The following is a 5,743-nucleotide window of genomic DNA, read 5'->3' on the forward strand; positions in this document are numbered from 1 at the left end:
TATACCATATATGGACCCTCTCCGATTGCAAGACACCGTGTTGACTAATTAACGTGATTCATTGCTGCCATATATTCGGCTTTTTAGTGAAGTCATGTGGCTTCTAGCCTTGATGGTTGTTCGCATCTTGTTGTCTCATCAATCCGGCGGCCTCGAAGGCCCTTGGTATAATCTGATTTGAACAAGATGGTTATGAACCGTTAATCATCAGTACGTTGTCTTTTGCAATGCGTTGATAGGCTTCCTGTTTTCGTTTACGTGCTTACTACTGGTTTGGGTTTGACCGGCTAAACCGCAGCTTTATTTATCTGCCCTGGCAGATAATCCTGTTGATGGTGCAGCATGGCCCAGGCCATTCTCGCCATCTTATTGGCCAGCGCGACGCAAGCTTTGTTAAAGCTCATTCGCGCTAAGCAAGCCCGACACCACTGGCTCACTTTATCGGTTTTATCACCGATATGGCGCAAGGCGGCTCTGGCACCGTTAATCATCTGGGTGCGTAAATACGTATTCCCGCGTTTGCTGATACCCAGCAATCTCGGGTTATCTCCCGTTGTATGTTGTTTGGGGACGATACCCAACCAAGCGGCTAAATGTCGACCACTATTAAAAGCCTGTCCTTGTCCAATACCTGCATATAAAGCAGTAGCAATCAGTGGCCCAATACCGGTCATGCTCATTAAGCGCTCGCATACAGGGTGGTTTTGTGCAAATGCTTTCAACTCCTTATCCATTTCCTTAATGCGCTCCCGTAACACCAACAAATCGTTGAATAAACCTTGAAACAGTTGGCGAGCTAGCATACTCAATCCATTATCAGCCTCTTCCAAGGTGAAAGGTAATTCTTTCACCACGGTCGCTACGCCCCGTGCATACACAATACCGTATTCAGCCAACGAGCCTCTTATCTGATTACTCAACGCTGTTTGCTGCGCTATCATACGCTCTCGAATACGATGCATGAGCTGAATATCTTGTTGTTCCTGAGACTTAAACGGCACAAATCGCATCCCTTCACGCTGTGAGGCCTCGGCTATCGCCTCTGCATCATTGTAATCGTGTTTATTGCCTTTTCGGTATGCCACAACATATTGCGGCGCGATGGCTTTGACTTCATGCCCCGCTTTTGTCAGCTCACGACACCAATAATGGCAACTGCCACAGGCTTCCATCACCACGATACTTGGCTCCAGTTGGCTAAAATAGGACAGCACCTGATAACGCTTTAACTTCTTCTTTTTGAGTACTCTGCCGGACTGATTCATAACAACTAAATGAAAAACAGACTTGGCGATATCTAAACCTATTGTTACCTTATTCATGTGACCTTCTCCTTCTTGATAGTGATTCAACAACTCTATCTTGGCTCATTTGAAGCCTTTATGGGAGGAGAGGGTCCATACCATTAATCAATACAGTTATTCCCGCAACGTCACTGACGGCCTAGTCGAAGGCCTTTTGCGCCCACCTCAACATTAATCCATTCCCTCCTATATGTTTGCATGGGTGCTTTCCATGTATGTCGTTATCTTATGAACAAAAGGTTCTTTTATGAGTTCTTCACGCCCATTGGGCATAAAAAAAGCTAGCTCAGCGTATCTGAAATTGATATCTGCTGCACTGGTAACCATGAGCATATCTGTTCAATCTGCCAATGCGCAAAAGTCTTCAATCACGCTTGAAAATGCGCTCAAACGCACATTATCAAACAACCCAGATTTAGTTGTGTTCGAATTTAAATCTTCGGCTTTGGATGGTGAATCAAAAATGGCCAGCTTACGACCTGAAATGTCTGTTGGGGTTGAAGTTGAAAATGTGTTGGGAACAGGCGAAGTGTCTGGTATCAAAGATGCCGAATTGACACTGACCTTATCGTCGGTCATCGAGCTTGGAGATAAAGTCAGCGGCCGAATGAATGTGGTGAGTTCAAAAAAAGCACAACTGCTTACACAACGGCGCATTCGTACGCTGGACATCTTGGGTGAAACAACTCGACGATATATCAATGTCATTGTCCAACAAGCGTTGCACAAGACTGAGCAACGAGCTGAAATGCTGGCTCGCACAATGCTTCAGACAGTCTCTACACGGGTTGAAGCGGGGGCTTCTTCACCACTTGAGAAAAAACGTGCAGAGTCAGCGTTGTCGCAGGCGCGTTTGTCGTTATTGATAAGTGAACAAAAACTCAATGAGTATAAACGCGACCTGGCCATCATGTGGGGTGACACTAACGCTGCGTTTGCGGAAGTTGAAGGGACACTGTTATCGTTTCCAAATTCACTATCACTTGAACATATGCTTTCACAGCTTCAAAGCAATCCACACGTTCTGCTTTATGCTGATAACTATCGGGTACAAGAGGCCAGATTGAGAGTGGTTCAGGCCAGTCAGCAGTTCGACATTGCGTGGGAAGCCGGTATCCGAAGAATGCAGGGAATTAATGACACAGCGTTAGTCGCCAGTATTTCGGTGCCGTTAAATACCAAGCAGCGGAATCTAGGAGAATACGAACAACAGCGCGCATTGCTTGACAGTATCGACTATCAAAAACAAGCGAAAATTCGTGAACTCACTCGCCAATTAAATCAAGTCATTAGCGCAAAAGACCAAGCCTTGCTCACTGTTACGACCCTTCAAGACAATGTCGTTCCCACATTGGAATCTGCATTGAAATTGGCGCGGGATGGCTATGAAAGTGGTCGCTACAACTATATAGAGTGGGTGACAACGCAACAGCAACTCATAGATATGCAACGAACACTGATAAAAGCCGCAGGCTTAGTCCACCTTCGAAGCGCAGATCTAGAGGCACTTACGGGAATTCCCGTGTTTTCTGACTCTCCCTCGACGTCTGCTCAATCATCAGAATTACTAGAGAAAAAATAATGAATACATCACAATTTACATTACTCACTAGCGCACGTGACTTGCTTGGCGTGTTAGCCATGCTACTTACTTTACTGTTTGCTACTGTCGCCCTGGCTGATGATGACGATGAGGAAGCCGAAGAAAGACCCGAGTACGTAGTGTTATCTCAAGAACGGATGCTTGAACACGATATCGTGACTGCTTCAGCCGCGTCAGGATCATTATCGCTCACAACCAGAACATTTGGGCGGATAGTTCATGATCCTGCGTCACTGAGTCATATTCGTGCCCGCTTCGACGGTGTTGTAAAACGTATCATGGTGAATATTGGAGATAAAGTAGAAAAAGGTGACACACTGGCAATCATTGAGTCAAACGAGAGTTTAAATCAATACTCAATCACCTCACCGATGTCTGGAAAAATCATAGCTAGACACGCCAATGATGGTGAGCTCACCAACGGTCAAGTGCTGCTTTCTGTTGCTAATTACTCTCGCGCAATTGCTCAATTGGCTATTTTCCCCAAACAACGTACTCGTATTGCCGCTGATATGGAAGTCACTTTAAGGCTTGAGGAATTGCAGCAACAATCAAGTATAAGCCACATTACGTCCTCACCGGATGACAAACCCTATTCTATCGCGTTTGTGAACGTTGATAATGGCAGTGGTTATTGGCCTTTAGGCGCTATGGTAGAGGGTTATATTCAGATTGGTTTCCAAGAAGTCAATCTGGCACTCCCCAAAAGTTCAATACAAGAGTTAGATGGGCAAACCATTGTTTTTGTCAAAGAAGGGGAACGATTTTACCCCCGCCAAGTAAAACTTGGGAACACGGACAACCGTTTAGTAGAGATTGTGAAGGGCGTTCAAATAGGCCAGCAAGTCGTTGTAGAAAATAGCTATCTACTAAAAGCTGATTTATTAAAAATGGAGGCGGGCGATGATGACTAATTACCTGCGCATTTATTGTCAAAAGCAAAGCCAAGTCCATAAAAACGGTGAGGTGAGAGCATGATTGCACGAATACTCCGTCTGTCGATTGAGCGCCGTGGTGTCATGATGTTGTTCGCCTTGTTTGTCGCCTTTTTTGGTATGTACAGTTACAAACAACTGCCGATTGATGCTGTGCCTGATATCACCAACGTGCAAGTGCAGATAAATACCGCAACCCCAGGTTACTCGCCTTTGGAGACTGAGCAACGCATAACGTTTATAGTTGAAACCTCGCTGGCCGGTTTGCCTAATTTATCGTATACCCGCTCGATATCACGCTATGGCTTGTCGCAAGTCACAGTCGTGTTTAAAGAGGGCACCGATTTATATTTCGCACGAAATCTCGTCAACGAGCGTCTCACCGCCATCGCGGCGCAATTGCCAACAGGGTTAACCCCTGAAATGGGCCCTATCGCCACAGGCTTGGGTGAAATTTACATGTACTCGTTAAGTGCTGAGCCTCAGGCGCGACAGGACAACGGTCAACCCTATGATGCTATGGCATTAAGGGAGATCCATGATTGGGTAGTTAAGCCCCAATTGTCGCTTGTTGAGGGGGTGACCGAGGTTTATGCGATAGGCGGATTTGAAAAGCAATATCATGTGAATCCTAATCCAGTCGCAATGATAAACTTTGGGATAAGTACAGGTGACCTTCTCAGTGCGCTAGAACGCAACAATGCGAATCAAGGCGCTGGTTTTGTAGAACAAAATGGGCAACAAGTACTGATCAGATCGGAAGCCCAACTGAAGGGCATCGACGATATCGGCCAAGTGGTTGTTAAGATCATTGATGGCGTACCGGTAAAAATTCAAGACATCGCCCAAATCAACCTCGGTAAAGAGCTGCGCTCTGGAGCCGGCACGTTAAATGGCCAAGAAACAGTGATTGGCACGACAATGATGTTAGTGGGAGAAAACTCTCGTACGGTCGCCAAAGCTGTGGACAGTAAGCTCGAAACCATTAAAACAAGCTTACCCGAGGGCGTTATCCTTGAAGCGGTTTACGATAGAACAAGCCTCGTTGACAAAACCATCGACACAGTACAGAAAAACCTCGTCGAGGGCGCTTTACTTGTCATCGTTGTGCTATTCGTTTTGCTTGGGAATGTGCGAGCTGCACTTATTACAGCCGCTGTAATACCCATGGCAATGCTTGCCACGATATCGGGTATGGTCAAAACCGATGTGTCTGCTAACTTAATGAGTTTAGGCGCACTGGATTTTGGCTTGATTGTCGATGGCGCAGTTATCATTGTTGAAAACTGTATCAGACGATTATCCGAATCCCAGAAACAAAACGGCGCTACTCTACCGCTCAAAGAAAGGCTGAATGTTGTTTATGAAGCCACTAATGAAGTCATACGTCCCAGTTTGTTTGGTGTATTGATCATTACCATTGTTTATATCCCCTTGTTCACGCTCACTGGCGTCGAAGGTAAAATGTTCCACCCCATGGCAGCGACCGTGATAATGGCTTTGCTTGCCGCAATGGTATTTTGTTTTACCGTAGTGCCTGCGGCGATAGCAATTTTCATGAGAGGTAAAATTAGCGAAAAAGAAAGCCCAATTATTAAAGGTGCAAAGGCAGTCTATCGTCCTGTTTTAACCGGAGCGCTGCGTTTTAGATGGCTAGTGGTAGTAGCAGCGAGTGCTTTGGTTGTCGGCAGTTTATGGATGGGCAGTAAATTAGGCTCGGAGTTTATTCCCCAGCTCAATGAAGGTGATATCTTAGTACAGGCAATACGGATCCCTGGGACAGGGGTAGAACAAGCAGTTGAAATGCAAAAAACTCTTGAAGCGAAACTTATGCAGTATGAGCAAGTACAGACGGTATTCGGTCGCACGGGTACGGGTGAGGTCGCCACCGACCCTATGCC

General features: G+C 45.9%; 4 protein-coding genes. 3 read left to right on the forward strand and 1 reads right to left on the reverse strand.

Annotated features, from left to right (window positions below):
• Positions 1 to 287: 287 nt before the first annotated feature.
• The gene (locus tag C6Y40_RS15035; RefSeq protein ID WP_105933601.1) at positions 288 to 1,322 is read right to left on the reverse strand and encodes an IS110 family RNA-guided transposase; all 1,035 of its coding nucleotides are present in this window, start codon (positions 1,320 to 1,322) and stop codon (positions 288 to 290) included.
• 229 nt (positions 1,323 to 1,551) lie between these two features.
• On the opposite strand from C6Y40_RS15035, the gene C6Y40_RS15040 reads away from it, so the two are divergent.
• From C6Y40_RS15040 to C6Y40_RS15050, 3 genes are all read left to right on the forward strand, one after another.
• Positions 1,552 to 2,886 (forward strand): TolC family protein, encoded by a 1,335-nt coding sequence (locus C6Y40_RS15040; RefSeq protein ID WP_029937684.1) that lies wholly within the window; start codon positions 1,552 to 1,554, stop codon positions 2,884 to 2,886.
• Entirely contained in the window at positions 2,886 to 3,821 is a 936-nt protein-coding gene (locus C6Y40_RS15045) for an efflux RND transporter periplasmic adaptor subunit (RefSeq protein ID WP_105935295.1), read from the forward strand. Before C6Y40_RS15040 ends, C6Y40_RS15045 begins: the two co-directional genes overlap by 1 nt.
• Positions 3,822 to 3,881: 60 nt before the next feature.
• A partial coding sequence (locus C6Y40_RS15050; protein ID WP_146129584.1) for an efflux RND transporter permease subunit occupies positions 3,882 to 5,743 on the forward strand: 1,862 nt, incomplete at its 3' end.

This window comes from Marisediminitalea alba (genome assembly GCF_002993365.1).
Taxonomy (GTDB): Bacteria; Pseudomonadota; Gammaproteobacteria; order Enterobacterales; family Alteromonadaceae; genus Alteromonas; species Alteromonas alba.